This window comes from Bradyrhizobium sp. CW1, from assembly GCF_023100665.1.
GTDB lineage: Bacteria > Pseudomonadota > Alphaproteobacteria > Rhizobiales > Xanthobacteraceae > Bradyrhizobium > Bradyrhizobium canariense_D.
In genome coordinates this window covers 6963424-6981688 of record NZ_CP064684.1, presented here as the reverse complement: position 1 = coordinate 6981688, position 18265 = coordinate 6963424, and the positions used below count along the sequence as shown (strand labels likewise).

Genomic DNA, 18265 nt, shown 5'->3' with positions numbered 1-18265 from the left:
GTCGCAAGCGAGAAAGGAAGCGAGAATGGCTGAGGTCAGACAGACGACACGACCGATTAAGACGGCAGGATAAAAGCCGCAAGGTGCGGCCGGTCGGTTGTGAGAGAAAGTGTATGGATTTCAATGATCGACTAAACATTGCGGCGACTCGGAGCAAAGTTCAGCTTTCCCCAAGGCGCTGTTCTTACACGGCCTTCGATGCCTTGCGGCGGCCGGAATGACGCGCGAGGATGATCTTCGGACCCGTCCTGGCCGTATCCGCTCCACGCGCGCGCCCCGGACAAAGCCGTTTGTGGCGCAGGTACTCACAGCCGCTCAGAAGGCCGGCGGCCTCTCGCGAGGCAAGGATGGCCGTGGCGGAAAGTTTGGACGCGGCCGTGCTGCGAGCATCGCTGCGGCACGGCTCAACGCCAGCGGCCGCGGTGCTATGGTCAAGGCGCGGGTGGTGCGGCGGATGCGTTCGCCGGGCGCGTTGCGCGCCCATATCGGTTACCTGCAGCGCGACGGAACCACACGAGACGGCGCTCAGGGCAAACTATTCGACGCCGAGGCGGATGATGCGGACGGTTGCGCCTTCGTCAGGCGTTGCGAGGGTGACCGCCATCATTTTAGGTTCATTGTCTCGCCTGATGATGCGGGTGAATTTGCCAGCCTGCGTAGCTTCAGTCGGGAGCTAATGGACCAAGCCTCGCGCGGCCCTGGCACACGGCTTGACTGGTGGCGGTCGACCACTCGAATACAGAGCATCCGCACATTCACATCCTCGTGCGGGGCCGTACCGATGATGGTGCCGACCTCCTCATCAGTCGCGGTTATTTCGCTATGGGCTTGCGCGCCGGCGCCAGCGACCTTGTCATGCGCGAACTTGGCCCTCGTTCGGAGCTCGAGACTCGCCAGAGCCTTGAGGCGGACACGACAGCCGAACGCTGGACCACACTCGATCGGACGCTTGCCCGGGAAGCGCGGACGGCGGACGGCGTTATCAATTTGAGGTCCGAGCGGGATGCCGGGCGCGATCCATTGCGGGAAAGCGGATCGGGCGCATGCGGACGCTCGCGCGGCGCGGTTTGGCGGAACCTGCGGGCCCCGCCGTCCGGGTTCTGGCCCCCGATACGGAGGCGAGCTTGCGCGCGCTGGGCGAGCGCGGTGACATCATCAAGCGGCTGCACAAAGCCCTCACGCGGGACGGCGCCAGCCGCACCCCCGCATCCTGGGCACTGGAGGGCGAAACTCATGGCGAACGAAACGTTGGCCGTCTCATCGGGCGCGGGCTTGATGAAGGGCACAGCCTTTGCCGTTGTCGACGGGATTGACGGGCGTGTGCATCACGTGAAGCTTCCTGCTGTCGAGGCGGCCGGCGGTGGGCCGATCGGTGGGATCGTGGAACTGCGCCGGTTTGCGGACACCCGTGGTCGAACACGGATTGCGCTCGCGGTTCGCTCGGAGCTCTTTCTGGACCAGCAGGTCGCGGCGGATGGAGCAACGTGGCTAGACCGGCAGCTCGTCGCGCGAGATCCTGCCGAGCTCTCGCGCATTGCGTTTGGCGCCGAGGTCCGTGCGCACTTGAACGGCGCATCGATGTTTTGGCCGACCAAGGACCCGCCCGGCGCGATGGCAACAAGGTCCGGCTAAGCCGCAACGTGATCGAAAGCCTCCGCGACCGCGAACTCGACGTCGTTACACGACGGCTCATGGAGCAAGCGGGGCTTCCGCACTTATCATCTGATGTAGGTGAGCAGATCTGAGGGGATTATCGTGGACGTCTGTCAGTGGCGTCCGCACGCTTCGCGATGATCGAGAACGGCCTCGGCTTTCAGCTTGTGCCCTGGTCGCCTTCGCTCGAGCGGGAGTGGCCGCGTTCGGTGATCGTCCACGAAATCAAGCGCGAGAATTTCCAGTTGACCTCGGGATGGCGCGCGCGCCTTGGAGATGTAATCTTATTCGACCGACTAACACGGCAAGCGCCGCCTACAACTTGGGAAGTACGAGAAGCGCAAAATGTCTGCATATCCTGGTTGATCCCGAAGGGGCGCTCGAGCGCCGCAACCATTGGGAAAAACCAGCCATTCTCTGCCCATCGGCGCTATCCTGCATGTCCTCTACGCTGAAGCTGACAAGACACTTGCCGGGGCTCAACTTGGTGATCGCGTTCATCCCGTCGTCGCTTCAGCAGCGCGAGAGCTGCTCAACAAGAGCGAGAACGAGCGGTCGGGCGTGCTGTCGACCACAATGAGCTTCTTGGGCCTTTATCGCGATCCGGTCGTTGCTAAGGTCACCGCCGGAGCGATTGGCGCATTCTCGATCTCGTCGACAAACCGCAGCCCGTTTCACTCTATCTCGTCGTGCCGCCATCCGACATCGTCCACACAAAATTCCTGATGTGGCTCATCCTCAATCAGATCGGACGGCGCCTGACCGAGAGCCTGGATCGCGACCGGCGCCGTCAAAAGCTCCTCCTGATGCTCCACGAGTCATGCAGCTCTGGGCCGCCTCGATTTGTTCGAGAGCCAGCTTGCCTTCATGGCCGGCTATGGCATTCGTAGTTTCCTGATCACTCAGAGCTTGAACCAGTTAGAACGCGCCTATGGACCGAACCACGCGACCTCGACAATCGTCACATCCGGATAGCCGTCTCCATAATGACGAGCGCACCGCTAAGCGCGTCTCGGATGCGCTGGGGACCGCGACCGAACTGCGCGCCATGAAAAACTATGCCGGGCATCGCATAAGCCCCCTCGCTTGGACACTTGATGGTGAGCCGCCAAGAACGTCCTGTCCTCTCCTGACGCCTGGCGAAGTCATGCAGCTCTCATCGAAAGAGGCGATTGTGATGGTGTCGGGCCTCCACCCGCTGCGTGCCACCAAGGTTCGTTATCACGAGGACCCGATAACGACAGGGCCAAATCGAACGGACCGAGCGCCTTAGATCGGGACCGACGGCAGATATCTGAGGGCTGGGAGGCCGCATGACATGAATGCTGAAATCTGAAGCGAGTTGAGACGACGTACGGCCTGCATTCGAGCTGCCGCTCGATGGGGTAACGCTGCTTGCTTGAGCAAGCGGAAGCCTCTCCAGAGTTCCGGAAGCTCTTCTCAAAAGTTGGCCCACCAGTTTTTGCGGATTGCATCGCAGGGCCTCTGTGTTAGCAATCCACCTTGCACGGTCTTAGTCTGCGAAATCCTGTCGAAAATGCGAGAACTTGCACTGCCCCAAACTTCAGCAAACTGGCGTAACGTTATCCGTTTACGTCGGATTGCAATGAGGCAACCCCTGAGACCGCCTGCAATATGTTTCCACAATTCCAGAGGAACGGAACTACATCGTCCACTTTCGATGGAAGGACAACTGGAGAAGCACATTGGCTTGGAGCCGTTGAATGAGACCCAATCCCGCCGGATGGCGATGATGGCCAAGCATCCTCACACCAAGATCAATCTGATCAGCTCGATGGCCTCGCGACAAGACGGCGTTACGCAAGCAGAGTTGCGCAAGGCCACAGGATGGAAGCTTGTCCCGATGCCCCTGATCGCGAAGCGGTGCAAGATGAAGCTGATTACCAAACGTGAGAAGGGCAGCGTCACTCGCAAGAACGGTAAGATCGCGAGCAAGAGCGGCCACTTCGCCACGTACTACATGATGGCGCATCATTTGACTACGGCAGTTGCCGACGCGACTACCGACACAGTGGGCAGAAAGCCCTATCCGTCAATGCATAAGCCAAGTGATGCGGAAAACGCGTCATGAGCCAAAGTCCTGCAGGGAATCGCGAAGCTATCCCGACAGCGAGGCTCGGCTATTTTTCGCGCCGGCTATCCCGCTTCGGAGGAAAGCGCGAAACTGTTATAGCCCATTTCGATGCCAATGCCGAAATCGCGAAACTCGGCTCGCTCGCGCAAACAACTCAGCAGAGCGTTGACGTCTTCATCAATTTCCCCGGATTCTATTTCAATACTCACAAGGCGCTGCCTCTCGCGCGCAACCCGAGCGAGATCGTCTTCACGGCTTCTTCGTCCAATCAGGTCGGAATCGCGGGAACATCGGTTGTGTCGGCATCCAAGGCCGAACTGTGCCACTTGACGCGAGCCCTTGGCACCCAACTGATCCGCCGAAGCGCTCGGATAAACGCCGAGAGCTCGGGCGTCACCGAAAGTCCGCTGTTTAGAAACATCGGCATTTTCGAGACCAGCGTGCAAGACCGCGGAACGGTCCCGCTGGAGCAGATAGCCGCGAAACACTTCGGTAAGCCACGGAAGATCGCGGCGCGTGAGCTTCCTCGCTTTCGGCGACGCATCCTACATCACCGGCATCGACGTGGCTGTCGATGGCAGACGCACACAGCCTTGAGCCCAACAAGCCCCCATGGGCTCGAAGAGCCCCCGTGAGAGTCATCCGTCATCCTCTACACCAGTTGCAGTGCAACGCGGATACTCACAATGTGCAGAAGAACAGAATGAGAAAAATCATTAAGGCAGCCGCCGTACAGATCAGCCCCGTGTTGTACAGCCGAGAGGGGACAGTCGAGAAGATCACCAGAAAGATTCGCGAATTGGGCAAAAAGGGGGTGCGTTTCGCCACGTTTCCCGAGACCATCATTCCCTACTACCCGTATTTCTCGTTCGTCCAGCCGCCCTTCACGCTTGCCAAGGAGCATCAGAGGCTGCTTGAGCAGTCCCTTACGGTACCCTCTGCGGAGACGCATGCGATCGGTGATGCGGCCAAGGACGCCCAAATGGTCGTTTCGGTCGGCGCCAATGAGCGGGACGGAGGATCGATCTATAACACTCAGCTCCTGTTCGATGCGGACGGCACGCTGATCCAGCGTCGCCGCAAGATCACCCCCACCTATCATGAGCGGATGGTCTGGGGCCAAGGCGACGGTGCCGGCCTTCGCGCCGTAGACAGCGCCGTTGGCCGGATCGGCCAGCTTGCGTGCTGGGAACATTATCTCCCGCTGGCAAGATACGCCTTGATTGCCGATGGCGAGCAGATCCACTCCGCGATGTACCCCGGCTCAATCTTCGGCCCTCTTTTCTCGCAGCAAACGGAAGTGAGCACCCGACAGCATGCCCTTGAATCGGCCTGCTTCGTCGTCAGCGCAACCGCATGGCTCAACGCCGACCAACAAGCCCAAATTGCCAATGACACGGGCGCTGCTATCGCCCCGATTTCCGGCGGTTGCTTCACGGCTATCGTTGCCCCCGATGGTCAATTGATAGGCGAGCCCCTGAAGGAAGGTGAAGGAGAGGTGATTGCCGATCTCGACTTCATCGAAATCGACGGGCGCAAGAGAGTGATGGATGCAAGCGGTCACTACAGTCGCCCTGAACTGATCAGCCTCCTGATCGACCGAACACCTTCTTCGCACGTCCATGAACGGACTATTCCTCCGAGGAGCGTGGCGACTGCCGGCCTTCATCGCGAGGACCGTGCTGCGGACGCCTCTTGACATTTTTTGGTCCTCCCCGCCCGAGCCGGAGATGGCGCATCCCCGCTTCGACCCGAACGGCCGGAGATCAGGTAATCGCCCGAGAGTCACGTGCGCAAAGAGAAAGAGCTTGTTTGCAGCAGGGCCATGCGGGCCGCTTGGCATGATCCAGACCGATTCTCTATTGGAGAAATGACTAGCTGCGGAGCCTCGCCAATGACCTTCAGCCTACAGCGCACCCGGTCACTGCAGCGGCAAGTTCGCTTCAGGTGTTCGAAAAGTTACGCTGACCGCCGCGCCCATCCTTGCCGCGCCCCGCCTTGAGATCTGGATGTTGCCTCGATGAGGACCCGCTCATGTTGGGAGCCTACATCGTCAGCTCGAGACGGCTCGTCACGGCAGGTCTTTCCGAGTGGCGCCAAACGGCGGACAGATCAGGTCCAGGCGATCCCCGCCGGGGAAGCTGGCGGCTGAAGGTGAACGCGCACTCAAGCTATGTGATCTCCATGCAACGGCAATCCTGCGCAACACGAGCGCCCATTCGGGTTAGGAATTTTATGGAGGAAGACAAAAACCAGATTACTCGCCGAGAAGGTGCCCACTTTTGCGCTCAACGATCCGGACCCAGCCCGCGGCTCGAGAAATGGGCCAAAGAGTACGAAAAGCTGTGTCCTGGACCCGGCCTCCAGATGCGATGAAAATTCATAACTGCCGCCGCACGGTGCTCTGGAAGGCGCTGGCACGCTCTCAGTAAACAACCGCACTTTCAGGGCGCAGTATCCAGGCCTATGCTGGCGGGATGGAGCAATCAGTCTTTTCAGGTGCCCGCGCAGACGGGCATGAACGTGCAGCAACTGCTGACGGGACTGGAACTGATCGGTCCCGATACTCATCTACCGGTCGTTTGGCCGGCATGCTCCTCGGTCCATTTGGTGAATGCCTCCACCGGCAAGCTGTGACCACAGTGCTTCTGAAGTGCGGTGAGGGCAGTCGACGGGTGCCATCCGGCATGCTCACTCCGGTTTGGGTGCGCATCCTTTCCGGCGTAGTTCGCGTACCATCCCTGGAAAATCCAGCGCCTTAGAGGGTGATGCTTGCTGCCGCTGCAGGCGTCGCAGTCGCCCTCGCTGCCGGCGCTCTTCCTCAAGCTTCGGCACCATCAGAAATGGTGCTTACGGCTGGCACGGTGCGGTGCAGCGGCAGCGTGCGTTGAAGATTGCGGCTGGCCGGCGAAGGTTTCCCCAGCTTAGCATCGTATTTCTCGGCCAGCACCAGAAGCCGCTTTCGCGTGAACGGATCGGCCTGATCAGCCATCGTGGGCCCGCTCTGCAAAGCTCCTGTAGAACTCGACATCCATGATGTGCCCTCACTCAACGCCACCAGGATTTGCACTTAAGTACATCGGGCGGGCGAACAGGGGGGCCTTTCGCAGAATGTTCTGCAACGAGGCTGTAGCAGCCGATTTGGCGCAAGTAAGCTCGCCGTCGGCAGGGGCAATTCACATTTCAGTCCTCCATCGATCCGGAAGCGACGCCCGGGGTGCGGGCGGACCCATGAATCGCGTGGCTGGCGAGGACCGGCACAACGAGCGCTACGTCTGTAGCCATAACGAGGGGGACCCGCTGCGCGATCCACCCGCCTGCCAGCGGGACCGACAGTTCCCCTGAGGCCTCCTGACAGGTGAGTGGTCGCACCGGGCCTGCTGATACGTTTGAACAGCCGTAGGACGGGCTCGACGTGCGGCACGCGAACGGGTGTAAGTCCTATCGCACGCTGGTGATGCATGCCGGAAATCGGGCGAGGCGCGGATGTATTTGGTCGCCGCATGAGCTGGTGCGCTTCTTACGAGGCGCATCACCGCACAGGGAATAAGGCCGGTGCGTCCGCGCGGGTCGTTCGCGACCTCGAGGGCGCGAGGGCGCATCTAGATTGCGCCTGCGCCTCGTTTTGGATCGGCAACTTTGTCGATTTGACGTAAGGGTGCACGCACCGTCCCCGAAATCGCGCGTCTATCGGCGACCTGCTGTCTAGAGGCACAAGAGGCTACGACGTCTGGCGCTGGTCTTTAGGAATCCGCCCTTTCTTTCTTTCGGTACGCCAGGCTGCGACCAGAATGTCCCCGCGGTTGAAGCGGCATGCGGTCTCGGCCCTTTTGTCGTGCGTCATCGCAGGGCGATTCATCTGTTTCGACCAAACATCCAGACGACGCCCGAGCAAGCGCAGGCGGTGTGCGGTCGCAGAAAGAAGGAAGCTGGAGTATGCAGATTAGCGGCGGGCGCCGGGAAGAACCGAGCTCAAGTCGGAATGAAGCGGACGTGGACGCGCAGCCGAGTCCAAGCGAAGCTCAGCAGACCAGAAAGATAACAATTCAACTTTCTGAGTGCATTTTCCAGCGACTCGAAGCCGCGACTGACCGCCCTGGTATGGGCAAGAGCGTCGTCGTCGAGGCGGCACTTGAGCGCTTCCTGGATCCGGCGCCGCGTATAGAGGGTCTGGTTTACGAGGCGATCGAGCGAACGAATAAGCAGGTGCTCAGTCTGCGGACGGACATTGCGGTGATCGCGGAAACAGTGGCTCTCCATGTGCGATACCACCTCACGCTGACGCCGCCGATGCCGCCATCCAAGCAGGACGAGGCGTGCGTACTGGGCCTCGAGCGCTTCAAGGCTTTTGCCGAGCAGGTCGATCGTCGCGTACGGTTTGGCCGGCCCTTGCTGCAGGAGGCAATTGATAGCTCGGGAAGTTCCAGCCGATCCGGGCCTGAATTGGGCGGCGGAGCGTCACGCGCCGTTCCACGAGCGCCAGTTGAAGAAGAAACCCACTGCGTGGCCGTCGTAGGTGAAAACTCAAACGCGGGTGCTGTCGCCGAGGAGGGCGGCAGCAATATCCACTTTCGACAGCTGCCAAACGCCTTGTGTTAAAGCCAGTGGCCGCGTTTTGAGCGACACGCGCAGCGATGCCGCTGGGCTGAGATCAGGCGAGAAGCCGGTCAACCGGGGTTGGAGCTGGCGGATCATCTCTTGCGTGTTCCTTCCCTTTGCAGCGGGATGTTATCTTTCCTACCTGTTTCGGATGATCAACACGCTCATTTGTGACCGCCTCGCCTCTGAATTGGAGCTTGGTACGGCCGATTTGGGGCTGTTGGGCTCGATCTACTTTCTAGTCCTTACCGGCAGCCAGATTCCGATGGGCATGCTCTTGGATCGCTTCGGTCCGCGCCGAGTCCAGGGTGCGCTCTTGCTGCTGGCTGCCGCAGGCGCTGCGCTTTTCGGACTATCGAATGGATTTCTGTCGCTTCTGATTGCTCGCGCGATGATAGCATTAGGTACCGCAGCTTCCCTCATGTCTGGCCTGAAAACAGTCGTGCTCTGGTTTCCGAGAGAGCGCGTGGCGCTCATCAACGGCTGTATGATCATGCTGGGTGCACTGGGCGCGGTAACGGCAACCGCACCAGCCGGGGCATTGCTTAACTGGATAGGCTGGCGCGGTCTATTTGAGGTGCTTGCCGCATCCAGCGCCTCCGCGGCCGCTTCGATCTATTTTTTGGTTCCAGAGCATGAGGCAACTGCGAAGAGCCCTCCAGGGACAGTCAGCCTGAAGACCGTCTATACGGATGGGCGGTTCTGGAGAATTGCGCCGATTTCTTCAACATGTATCGGGTCCGCGTGGGCCCTGCAGTCCTTGTGGGCAGCGTCCTGGCTGAGCGATGTGGAAGGGTTGGATCGAACAAGCCTTGTCACTCGATTGCTCGCAATGGCGATAGCCCTAAGCATTGGCGCATTGCTGCTCAGCGTGGTCGCCGATTCACTGCGCCGGCATGGCAAGAACATTGAAACGTTGCTCTCAATCGTAGCTGCTGTGTTCATTGCAGCCGAACTCGCGCTGATATTGCATCCGCCATTCCCGTCCCTACCGTCGTGGATCGTTGTGGCGGTGGTCGGATCAGCAATCGTCCTCAGCTACGCGATCATCGGAGATTACTTTCCGGCCCAACTGATCGCGCGCGCAAACGGCGTGCTCAACGTTCTGCATTTCGGGTGGGCTTTCCTCGTCCAGTACGGGACGGGGTTAATTCTCGAGCAATGGCCGGTAAAGGACGGACACTACCCCTCAATCGCGTATCAGACGGCGTTCAGTATGAATGTTGTGCTGCAGCTGGTCGCACTAGTCTGGTTCATCGCCCCTTGGTTCAAATGGTTGAATTGGAAATCTGAGATCGCCGTCAAGCGCAAGTCGACGGGCCAAAGCAGGTCAGTTCACGTCATGATCCCGAGCGCCGAAATGGTTATCCTGGAAACCGATCATGATGTGGAGTGGTGAACTCGGCCTTCTGCCTGACTTCCCGCCTCTTCGGTCTGCGTTAAGGAGGTCCGGCCGACTGATTGCCTAAGAAGCTCCAAACAGCTGGTCGGATATGCGACATGCGTCGCAAGGTCGACAGGAATGATACGAAAAATGCGTAATATGAATGAGCGCTGGCTGGCATGCGACTTGCTGTTGTTTTCCACAGAGCCAGGTAAAGCGAATTTGAGCAATGACCAGTGTGACTGAGAGCGCAAGTCAAGTCGGTGCGGAGAATGTGCTGAGAGTCGGTTCGCCGGCTCCCTCCATCAAAGTTGAGGACTGGCTCCGTGGCCAACCCCTTACAAAGTTCGAGCCTGGGAAAGTATACATCATCGAGTTTTGGGCGACGTGGTGCGGACCATGTATCGCCTCGATGCCGAATTTGGTGACCCTGCAAAGCAAATACAGGAGCAACGGAGTTGAGGTGGTGGGCATCGCGGCTCACGAACAAGCTTCGACGGCAGATGAAGCGCGAGCCAGCTTGGACGCTTGGTTGACGAAGAGCTTGCCAGATCTGAACTTCGCGATCGCATTCGACTACTCCGGCGAAATGAACAAGCTTTGGATGGATCCCAGCTTTTCTGTCGGGATTCCCTCGTCATTCGTGGTCGATCGTGACGGCCGCTTCGCCTTTATCGGCCATCCGACGCAACTCGATAACTTGTTGCCAAAAGTTCTGAACGGCTCCTGGGCAGTGAGCGACGAAGCCAAAGCCCTGGATGCGGAGAGGATAACCACGGGCAGACGCAGAAAGCGCGAACTATCGCAGAAGCGAGCGCTGGTGGAACCGATCTTTGCCAGACTTGAAGCCGCCATGAATAGTAAGGATTGGGCGGCAGCCCTTTCAGGGGTTGAGGAGGCACTCGCTGCGATGCCGGACGATGTCACCATCCGTGGGCTTCATGCGGAATTGTTGCTTCACAAGATACGCGACATGCGGGCCGGCTTGGCGGTATTGCGCCAATTGGTTCGCGATGCGATCGACAAGAAATCTGTGGTTTGGATGAGCGTGGCCATCCGCCAACTCTTCGACCCCGCGAAAGACTACTCCGGTTTCCCACATGCCGAGCGCTTTGCCATGGGCAGGGACCTCTCCGAACACATCCTCGCGGCGAATCCGCCCCAAGGCAGCGAGGGCGCGAAGTTCCTCTCGTACGGGGCGGTCGCTCGGTACTATTACGAGACCGGTAACAGGGATCGCGCGATCGAATTGGTCGAGGTGGCGCTGAAATGGCTGGATGCAGCGCCTGCCTCCGATGTAGCGAAACGGGATCTCGTGCAGTGCTCCCTCCAGGCCTTGGCGAGCTACAGGAGTGAGAAGCTCTGTTACGAGGAGTGTTGTTCGGCACCGCAAAACACAGCTCCCGAAAATGCGGAACCGGGATCGCCAATGGAGGCAGCGTGAGCAATGCTACTGGCTATGTCTTCTCGGCCCTTGTGGTTTTCGATCGAAGTTGATGCCTTTGGGAATGTCCGGGCATTCACCTGAAGCCAGGATAGGACGAGTGAAGGGGTGAACGCAGGCGCGCCGCACCACCACAAGTTCTTTACGGTGAATGTCTCTTCAACGTACGGTCGCTGTCCGGCGCGATAGCCGCGAGAATGCCTCAGGTGAAGAGTGGTCGCCGGCTGGTAAGGGTGGCGGCTTTTAGCATGCTGGTGGCATCTTCGAACAACCAAAAAAGATAGAAATGGGTGGTGACGCTGATGCATTCGAACTCTCAAGGAAGCTTTCTGAAGTTTTTACCGCTGGTTTCAGAAGGGATTCAGGACTTTGTTTCGCGTTGGCCGCAAGCCCATTCGGGAGAGGCGGCAACCGGTGGCAACGGACGGGGTTTTTTAAAGCGGTCAGTGCGCTGTGCGCGCCGCGCTAAGGGAGCACTGAGCGAAGCGGTGCCTTCATTGTCACCCCGCTTTGGTACCACGGCGCCGGGTCGAGCGTGATGTACAATCACCGCCAGCGCCGCTCTGTTAAAGCCGCCGCCCTGTTCCAGCCATCTGGCCCCTGGTACAATGTTCTTTACATCCAGGTACTCATCGCGATCCTGATTGGCGTTCTCGTTGGCTGGTTGTGGCCTTCTGTGGGGACGAACAGCTGGGTCAAAGCGCTTGGTGACGGATTCATCAAGCTGATCAAAATGGTGATCGCGCCGATCATCTTCTGCACTGTTGTGTCCGGAATTGCGCATGTTCAGGATGCACGAAAGGTCGGCCGAGTCGGCGTCAAGGCGCTGCTTTACTTCGAGATCGTGTCAACCTTCGCGCTGATCCTGGGTCTCGTGATGGGCAATCTCGTTCAGGCCGGTCATGGGCTTGCTCCCAGGGCTGACGCCGCGGCGGTAGCCAACTACGTCAAAAGAGCGGAAGGGCAGAAGGCGGTCGATTTCCTCCTCAATATTATTCCGGATAGCGTAGTTGGCGCTCTGGCCCGAGGCGACGTGCTACAGGTGCTGCTGTTTGCCATCCTATTCGGGTTCTCGCTGATGGCGCTTGGCCAGCGGGGTGAGCGGATGCGCAGTCTGGTCGACGATGCTGCACACGCGGTGTTTGGCGTCATTAGGATCGTAATGAAGGCAGCGCCAATCGGGGCGTTCGGCGCCATGGCCTACACTATCGGCGAATTCGGACCGTCCGCGCTCGGTAAACTCATCGGCTTGGTTGCTCTGTTCTATGTGACAGCCGGGCTCTTCGTGATCATTGTGCTTGGCCTGGTCGCGCGCTTGGTCGGGTTTTCTATTTTAAAGTTCATCTTCTACATCAAGGATGAGCTGTTGATCGTGCTCGGAACGTCGTCGTCCGAAAGCGCGCTGCCGCAGTTGATGGAAAAACTCGAACGGCTGGGCTGTTCCAAGCCGGTCGTGGGCCTGGTGGTGCCGACAGGATACTCTTTCAATCTGGATGGGACCAACATTTACATGACGTTGGCGACCTTGTTCATCGCGCAGGCGCTCGGGGTCGATCTCGACTTCGCCCAGCAGCTCACGATACTCGTAGTGGCGATGCTCACCTCGAAGGGCGCGAGTGGTGTTACCGGTGCCGGGTTCGTCACCCTGGCCGCAACGTTGACCGTGGTCAGTCCTGACCTCGTCCCGGGCATTGCGATCGTATTCTCGATCGACAAGTTCATGAGCGAGGTGCGCGCGCTTACCAACATCATCGGGAACGGTATTGCGGCGGTGTTTGTGTCGTGGTGGGAAGGTGAACTCGACCATGTCTCGCTACACGCGCAGCTCAAGTAGATCTGCGATTTCAGCTCGGCCATTGCGGACCAGAATCACTGTTTGAATGCCTGCATTCTGCGTCAGCAATCGTCGTGCAGTACTGGGCCACCCTGATTCCAGGGGGAATGGTGCAGGGTGTGCTACGCTCACGGTGGTGCACCAGACCAGCGTCGGCATTTGTGCCTGCTGCAGCCCGCCGGCTGATGTGGTTCATTATCCCAGGTTTGAGCTTCCTCAAAAACTGGGAACTCAATCGTGCCCACGCGAGGGAGCGACATTGGTTCAGGAGAAGCAATGGATGCTGAGCAAACACCGCGGCCGGGAAAGGCGTAAAAATAGTAAGCTCAGGACCATTGCTCATTGCTGATTTCTCGCCTCGCGGTCGAGGGGCCGGGACGTCAAGCCGGCGCTCTTTTCAAATGTTCCTTTCTCTACGCTAGACTACGAACAGCATATTCCCTTCGTTGCGGTAACACGCGATCTATCTTTTATTTGCCTTCAGATGAGGGCGCGAAAGCGGCCTCAGCAGCTTGGGGCAAATCGTGGCGATCCATTCTTTTGATTCAGAAGCGAACCTGCGCGGAGCGCGTATGCTGCGTACCGCGTTGGGGCCCGCCATCGCAGGGTTTTTGGAAGATCCGGCAATCGTCGAGGTGATGCTCAATCCCGACGGCCGGCTGTGGATCGACCGACTGTCGAGCGGCCTTACAGACACCGGAGAGAGCCTTTCGGCAGCGGATGGCGAACGAATCGTCCGACTGGTCGCGCACTATGTAGGAGCAGAAGTTCATCCCGGCTCGCCCCGGATTTCGGCTGAGCTGCCGGAAACGGGGGAACGTTTCGAAGGATTGCTGCCGCCGGTTGTTGCCGCGCCGACGTTTGCGATCCGCAAACCGGCGATCGCCGTGTTTGGCCTCGACGAGTATGTCGCCGCGGACATTATGAACGCGAGCCAAGCGAGCGCGCTTCGCAACGCGGTCGCCGCACGGAAGAACATCTTGGTCGCCGGCGGCACCTCGACCGGCAAGACCACGCTGACAAATGCGCTGCTTGCCGAGGTTGCCAAAGGTTCGGACCGCGTCGTTCTCATCGAAGATACCCGGGAGCTTCAGTGCAGGGCACCAAATTTGGTGGCGCTGCGGACCAAGGACGGCGTGATCTCGCTCTCCGATCTTGTGCGCTCCTCTCTTCGCCTGCGCCCTGATCGCATTCCGATCGGCGAGGTCCGTGGGGCCGAAGCGCTGGATCTTTTGAAAGCCTGGGGCACAGGACATCCCGGCGGCATCGGAACGATACACGCCGGGACCTCGCTTGGCGCGCTGCGCCGGCTCGAGCAGCTGATCCAGGAAGCCGTCATCACCGTCCCACGCGCCCTGATCGCAGAAACCATCAACGTCATAGCCGTTCTCTCTGGCCGTGGCGGCGAACGGCGGCTGAGCGAACTCGCCAGCGTCGACGGCCTTGGATCATCGGGCGACTACAGCCTTTCGAACATCGGAGATCAGTCATGACCACACGATCGTCTCTCGGGCGCGGCTTCATCTCAATTGTGGCGTTCGCCAGCCTTGGCATAGCCAGCGCGCCGGCCTGGGCCGCCGGCTCGAACATGCCTTGGGAGCAGCCGCTGAACCAGATCCTGCAATCGGTCGAAGGTCCGGTCGCAAAGATCATTGCGGTCATCATCATCATCGTGACCGGGCTGTCGCTCGCCTTTGGCGACACCTCGGGTGGTTTCCGGCGGCTAGTCCAGATCGTGTTCGGCCTGTCGATCGCATTCGCCGCATCGAGCTTCTTCCTTTCGTTCTTCTCATTCGGCGGCGGAGTGGTGATCTGATGGACGAGCCAGTCCCGGAATTTGTGGCTCCCGTCCACCGCGCGCTCACCGAACCGATCCTGATGGGCGGCGCGCCGCGCGCGGTCGCCATCCTCAACGGCACACTGGCCGCCGCACTCGGTCTCGGCCTGCGCATGTGGCTGGCCGGCCTTCTCCTCGCTTTCGTGGGTCACATGGCTGCGGTCTGGGCCGCAAAGCGCGATCCGGAATTCGTGGAAGTCGTGCGCCGGCATGTTCGCGTTCCCGCTCACCTCAGAACCTGAAGTCGTCCCATGATGAATCTTGCCGAATACCGCCGTTCAAGCACACGTCTTGCCGACTTCCTGCCCTGGGCTGCCCTGGTCGGTGAAGGGATCATTCTCAATAAGGATGGATCGTTTCAGCGAACGGCCCGGTTCAGAGGGCCGGATCTCGACAGCTCCGTGCCTGCCGAGCTTGTTGCGGTCGCTGGCCGCCTCAACAATGCACTCCGTCGCCTCGGATCGGGGTGGGCCGTGTTCGTCGAGGCGCAGCGGCATTCGGCCGGTCGCTATCCGCCGGATACATTCCCGGACGTTGCCTCGGCGCTGGTGGATGCGGAGCGGAAGGCGCAATTCGAGGAAGCCGGCAGTCATTACGAGTCGAGCTACTACCTGACTTTCCTTTATTTGCCTCCGGCAGAGAGTGCGGCCGCAGCAGAGCGCCTGCTGTACGAGGGCAGCCAGCGCGCTGCGGGAGCCGATGCACGCGAGCTGCTCGCCGGCTTTAGTGACCGGACCAGCCGCGTGCTGCAGCTGGTCGAGGGTTTCATGCCGGAATGCCGTTGGCTTGATAACGAGCAAACGCTGACCTACCTGCATTCGACGGTCTCGACCAAACGGCACCGGGTGCGCGTGCCAGAAATCCCGATGTATCTCGATGCGTTGCTAGCCGATCAATCGCTGGTAGGCGGCCTTGAACCCATGCTGGGCGACGCGCATCTGCGCGTTCTGACGCTCGTGGGGTTTCCCACTGCGACCACGCCCGGGATTCTCGACGAGCTGAACCGGCTGGCATTCCCGTACCGCTGGTCGACGCGCGCTATCATGCTCGACAAGACAGATGCCACAAAGCTCCTCACCAGGATCAGGCGTCAATGGTTTGCCAAGCGCAAGTCGATCGCCTCGATCCTGAAGGAGGTGATGACGAACGAGGCCTCCGCGCTTTTGGATACCGATGCCCACAACAAGGCGATGGATGCGGACAGTGCGCTCCAGGAATTGGGTTCGGATCAGATCGGCCAGGTCTTCGTCACGGCAACGGTCACGGTCTGGGACAGGGATCCGCGCGCAGCCGACGAAAAGCTCCGCCTCGCCGAAAAGGTTATCCAGGGCCGAGACTTCACCTGCATGGCCGAGACGGTCAATGCCGTCGAAGCCTGGCTCGGCAGCCTGCCGGGACAAACTTACGCGAACGTCCGCCAGCCGCCGGTCTCGACCCTGAACCTCGCCCATATGATCCCGCTATCTGCGGTATGGGCCGGAGAGGTGAGGGATCACCACTTCAAGGCGCCCCCATTGTTCTTCGGCAAGACTGAAGGTTCCACGCCATTCCGGTTTTCTCTGCATGTCGGAGATGTCGGCCACACGCTGGTCATCGGACCGACGGGCGCCGGCAAGTCGGTCCTGCTGGCGCTCATGGCGCTGCAGTTCCGCCGCTACAGCGCGGCGCAGATCATTGCGTTTGACTTCGGCGGCTCGATCCGCGCATCGGCCATCGCCATGGGCGGCGACTGGCATGATCTCGGCGGCGCGCTCGATCCGTCAGAACTCGTCGCCCTCCAGCCGCTCGCGCGCATCGACGATCTCGGCGAGCGAGGCTGGGCATCCGACTGGATCGCATCGATCCTGTCGCGCGAGCGGATCGAGGTCACGCCTGAGACTAAGGATCATGTCTGGTCGGCGTTGACCTCGCTCGCCTCGGCGCCGGTTGCCGAGCGGACGCTGACTGGGCTCTCCGTTCTCCTACAATCCAACGCTCTCAAGCGCGCGCTGCAGCCCTACTGCCTCGGGGGGCCATACGCGCGGTTGCTGGACGGCGAGCACGAAACGCTCGGTGAAGCCTCCGTCCAGGTGTTCGAGACCGAGGGATTGATTGGGACCTCTGTCGCGCCCGCAGTTCTGGCGTATCTGTTTCACCGGATCGAGGACCGCTTAGACGGCCGTCCGACACTGCTCATCATCGACGAAGGCTGGCTCGCGCTCGATGATGCCGATTTTGCCGGCAAGCTCCGCGAATGGCTCAAAACGCTTCGCAAGAAGAACGCCTCCGTCGTTTTTGCGACCCAGTCGCTCGCCGATGTCGACGGCTCCAAAATCGCGCCTGCCATCATTGAGAGCTGCCCGACCCGGATCCTGTTGCCAAACGATCGCGCCGTCGAGCCGCAGATCATGGCGATTTACCGGCGCTTTGGGCTGAACGACCGCCAGACCGAGATCCTCGCCCGCGCCACCCCCAAGCGACACTACTACTGCCAATCTCGACGCGGCAACCGCCTGTTCGAGCTCGGACTTGGCGAAATCGCGCTCGCCTTCGTGGGCGCCTCGTCCAAAGCCGACCAGGCTCTCGTCGACCGGGTGCTTGCCGAGCACGGAAGGGACGAGTTCGTGACCGGTTGGCTCATGGCGCGCGACCTCGGCTGGGCCTGCAATCTCATTCCGCAGCTCGCCCAACAAGGAGCGCTCTCATGAACTGGATCCGGCCGATTCTGGCGGCAAGCATCATCGCCATGATCATGGTCCAAGCGCCCGGCAGAGCAAAGGCGCAGTGGATCGTTTTCGATCCCAACAACTACGTTCAGAATGTGCTGACCGCCGCGCGTGAGCTGCAGCAGATCAACAACCAGATCACCTCGCTGCAGAACGAAGCGCAGATGCTGATCAATCAGGCGAAGAACCTGGCCAGCCTGCCTTATTCGTCGTTACAACAGCTCGAGCAATCGATTCAGCGCACCCAGCAGCTACTCTCGCAGGCACAGCGAATTGCCTATGATGTCGAGCAGGTCGATCGCGCGTTTTCCACCACCTATGCGCCGGCATCGGTCAGCATGTCCAATGGGCTCCTTGTCGGGAATGCGCAGACGCGTTGGCAGAACTCCGTTGCCGGGCTGCAGGACGCCATGCGGCTCCAAGCGAGTGTTGTCCGCAATCTCGACACCAACCGCACCCAAATGTCCGCCCTGGTGACGGCGAGCCAGGGCGCATCGGGTGCGCTTCAGGCAAGTCAGGCCGGCAACCAGCTCCTTGCGTTGCAAGCTCAGCAGCTTGCGGACCTTACGGCTACTGTCGCGTCGCAAGGTCGTGCGGAAACGCTCGAGTCTGCCCAGCGCGCAGCTGCGCAGGATCAGGGCAGGGAGCAGCTGCGGCGCTTTCTTAGCCAGGGGCAGGGCTACCAACCAACAACCGTGCAGATGTTTCACTGAT

The 18265-nt window shown here is 60.1% G+C and carries 15 protein-coding genes and 1 pseudogene; 15 read left to right on the top strand and 1 reads right to left on the bottom strand.

The window, feature by feature from the left end; all coding sequences use genetic code 11:
• Window positions 1-1043: 1043 nt before the first annotated feature.
• From IVB54_RS33530 to IVB54_RS33505, 6 genes and pseudogenes are all read left to right on the top strand, one after another.
• Window positions 1044-1313: a DUF3363 domain-containing protein gene (locus IVB54_RS33530; RefSeq protein WP_247776864.1), complete on the top strand. Its 270-nt coding sequence runs from the start codon at window positions 1044-1046 to the stop codon at window positions 1311-1313.
• Entirely contained in the window at window positions 1234-1632 is a 399-nt protein-coding gene (locus tag IVB54_RS33525; protein WP_247776863.1) for a DUF3363 domain-containing protein, read from the top strand. The genes IVB54_RS33530 and IVB54_RS33525 overlap by 80 nt, the downstream gene beginning before the upstream one ends.
• Window positions 1633-1832: 200 nt before the next feature.
• A pseudogene (locus IVB54_RS33520) lies at window positions 1833-2884 on the top strand (type IV secretory system conjugative DNA transfer family protein); the annotation flags it as partial.
• 450 nt (window positions 2885-3334) lie between these two features.
• Window positions 3335-3745, top strand: a complete 411-nt coding sequence (locus IVB54_RS33515; protein ID WP_247776861.1) for a hypothetical protein — start codon at window positions 3335-3337, stop codon at window positions 3743-3745.
• Entirely contained in the window at window positions 3742-4383 is a 642-nt protein-coding gene (locus tag IVB54_RS33510; protein WP_247776859.1) for an SDR family oxidoreductase, read from the top strand. Before IVB54_RS33515 ends, IVB54_RS33510 begins: the two co-directional genes overlap by 4 nt.
• Before the next feature lie 68 nt (window positions 4384-4451).
• A complete protein-coding gene (locus IVB54_RS33505; RefSeq protein WP_247289279.1) occupies window positions 4452-5447 on the top strand; it encodes a nitrilase-related carbon-nitrogen hydrolase in 996 nt (331 codons plus the stop codon).
• Between the two features lie 1122 nt (window positions 5448-6569).
• Here the strand turns inward: IVB54_RS33505 and IVB54_RS33500 are convergent.
• Complete coding sequence (locus IVB54_RS33500) at window positions 6570-6740, bottom strand: hypothetical protein (RefSeq protein ID WP_247289281.1); 171 nt, start codon at window positions 6738-6740, stop codon at window positions 6570-6572.
• A 944-nt stretch (window positions 6741-7684) separates the two neighbouring features.
• Between IVB54_RS33500 and IVB54_RS33495 the strand changes: the two genes are divergently transcribed.
• The 9 genes from IVB54_RS33495 (at window position 7685) to trbJ (ending at window position 18264) form a co-directional block, all read left to right on the top strand.
• On the top strand, window positions 7685-8347 hold the full coding sequence (locus tag IVB54_RS33495; RefSeq protein WP_247776857.1) for a hypothetical protein: 663 nt from the start codon (window positions 7685-7687) through the stop codon (window positions 8345-8347).
• 103 nt (window positions 8348-8450) lie between these two features.
• A complete protein-coding gene (locus tag IVB54_RS33490) occupies window positions 8451-9746 on the top strand; it encodes an MFS transporter (protein WP_256465331.1) in 1296 nt (431 codons plus the stop codon).
• Between the two features lie 214 nt (window positions 9747-9960).
• Window positions 9961-11175, top strand: coding sequence for a TlpA disulfide reductase family protein (locus IVB54_RS33485; protein WP_247776856.1), 1215 nt, complete (start codon window positions 9961-9963; stop codon window positions 11173-11175).
• A 538-nt stretch (window positions 11176-11713) separates the two neighbouring features.
• Entirely contained in the window at window positions 11714-13009 is a 1296-nt protein-coding gene (gene dctA / locus IVB54_RS33480; protein WP_247296874.1) for a C4-dicarboxylate transporter DctA, read from the top strand.
• A gap of 572 nt (window positions 13010-13581) precedes the next feature.
• On the top strand, window positions 13582-14502 hold the full coding sequence (gene trbB / locus IVB54_RS33475) for a P-type conjugative transfer ATPase TrbB (protein ID WP_247296875.1): 921 nt from the start codon (window positions 13582-13584) through the stop codon (window positions 14500-14502).
• Window positions 14499-14825 carry a TrbC/VirB2 family protein gene (locus IVB54_RS33470; RefSeq protein WP_247776855.1) on the top strand — a complete coding sequence of 109 codons (327 nt, stop codon included), beginning with the start codon at window positions 14499-14501 and terminating at the stop codon, window positions 14823-14825. The genes trbB and IVB54_RS33470 overlap by 4 nt, the downstream gene beginning before the upstream one ends.
• Entirely contained in the window at window positions 14825-15088 is a 264-nt protein-coding gene (locus IVB54_RS33465) for a VirB3 family type IV secretion system protein (protein ID WP_247289291.1), read from the top strand. Before IVB54_RS33470 ends, IVB54_RS33465 begins: the two co-directional genes overlap by 1 nt.
• Before the next feature lie 9 nt (window positions 15089-15097).
• The gene (gene trbE / locus IVB54_RS33460) at window positions 15098-17533 is read left to right on the top strand and encodes a conjugal transfer protein TrbE (protein WP_247776853.1); all 2436 of its coding nucleotides are present in this window, start codon (window positions 15098-15100) and stop codon (window positions 17531-17533) included.
• The gene (gene trbJ, locus IVB54_RS33455; protein ID WP_247289295.1) at window positions 17530-18264 is read left to right on the top strand and encodes a P-type conjugative transfer protein TrbJ; all 735 of its coding nucleotides are present in this window, start codon (window positions 17530-17532) and stop codon (window positions 18262-18264) included. Before trbE ends, trbJ begins: the two co-directional genes overlap by 4 nt.
• Window position 18265 lies beyond the last annotated feature (1 nt).

Excerpts from the sequence above, each read along its gene's own strand:
- dctA (WP_247296874.1), top strand. The coding sequence starts at position 11,714 with ATGTACAATCACCGCCAGCGCCGCTCTGTTAAAGCCGCCGCCCTGTTC.
- IVB54_RS33510 (WP_247776859.1), top strand. The coding sequence starts at position 3,742 with ATGAGCCAAAGTCCTGCAGGGAATCGCGAAGCTATCCCGACAGCGAGG.
- IVB54_RS33525 (WP_247776863.1), top strand. The coding sequence starts at position 1,234 with ATGGCGAACGAAACGTTGGCCGTCTCATCGGGCGCGGGCTTGATGAAG.
- IVB54_RS33485 (WP_247776856.1), top strand. The coding sequence starts at position 9,961 with ATGACCAGTGTGACTGAGAGCGCAAGTCAAGTCGGTGCGGAGAATGTG.
- IVB54_RS33505 (WP_247289279.1), top strand. The coding sequence starts at position 4,452 with ATGAGAAAAATCATTAAGGCAGCCGCCGTACAGATCAGCCCCGTGTTG.
- IVB54_RS33500 (WP_247289281.1), bottom strand. The coding sequence starts at position 6,740 with ATGGCTGATCAGGCCGATCCGTTCACGCGAAAGCGGCTTCTGGTGCTG.
- IVB54_RS33465 (WP_247289291.1), top strand. The coding sequence starts at position 14,825 with ATGGACGAGCCAGTCCCGGAATTTGTGGCTCCCGTCCACCGCGCGCTC.
- trbJ (WP_247289295.1), top strand. The coding sequence starts at position 17,530 with ATGAACTGGATCCGGCCGATTCTGGCGGCAAGCATCATCGCCATGATC.
- trbB (WP_247296875.1), top strand. The coding sequence starts at position 13,582 with ATGCTGCGTACCGCGTTGGGGCCCGCCATCGCAGGGTTTTTGGAAGAT.
- IVB54_RS33495 (WP_247776857.1), top strand. The coding sequence starts at position 7,685 with ATGCAGATTAGCGGCGGGCGCCGGGAAGAACCGAGCTCAAGTCGGAAT.
- IVB54_RS33515 (WP_247776861.1), top strand. The coding sequence starts at position 3,335 with ATGGAAGGACAACTGGAGAAGCACATTGGCTTGGAGCCGTTGAATGAG.
- IVB54_RS33530 (WP_247776864.1), top strand. The coding sequence starts at position 1,044 with ATGCGGACGCTCGCGCGGCGCGGTTTGGCGGAACCTGCGGGCCCCGCC.
- trbE (WP_247776853.1), top strand. The coding sequence starts at position 15,098 with ATGATGAATCTTGCCGAATACCGCCGTTCAAGCACACGTCTTGCCGAC.
- IVB54_RS33470 (WP_247776855.1), top strand. The coding sequence starts at position 14,499 with ATGACCACACGATCGTCTCTCGGGCGCGGCTTCATCTCAATTGTGGCG.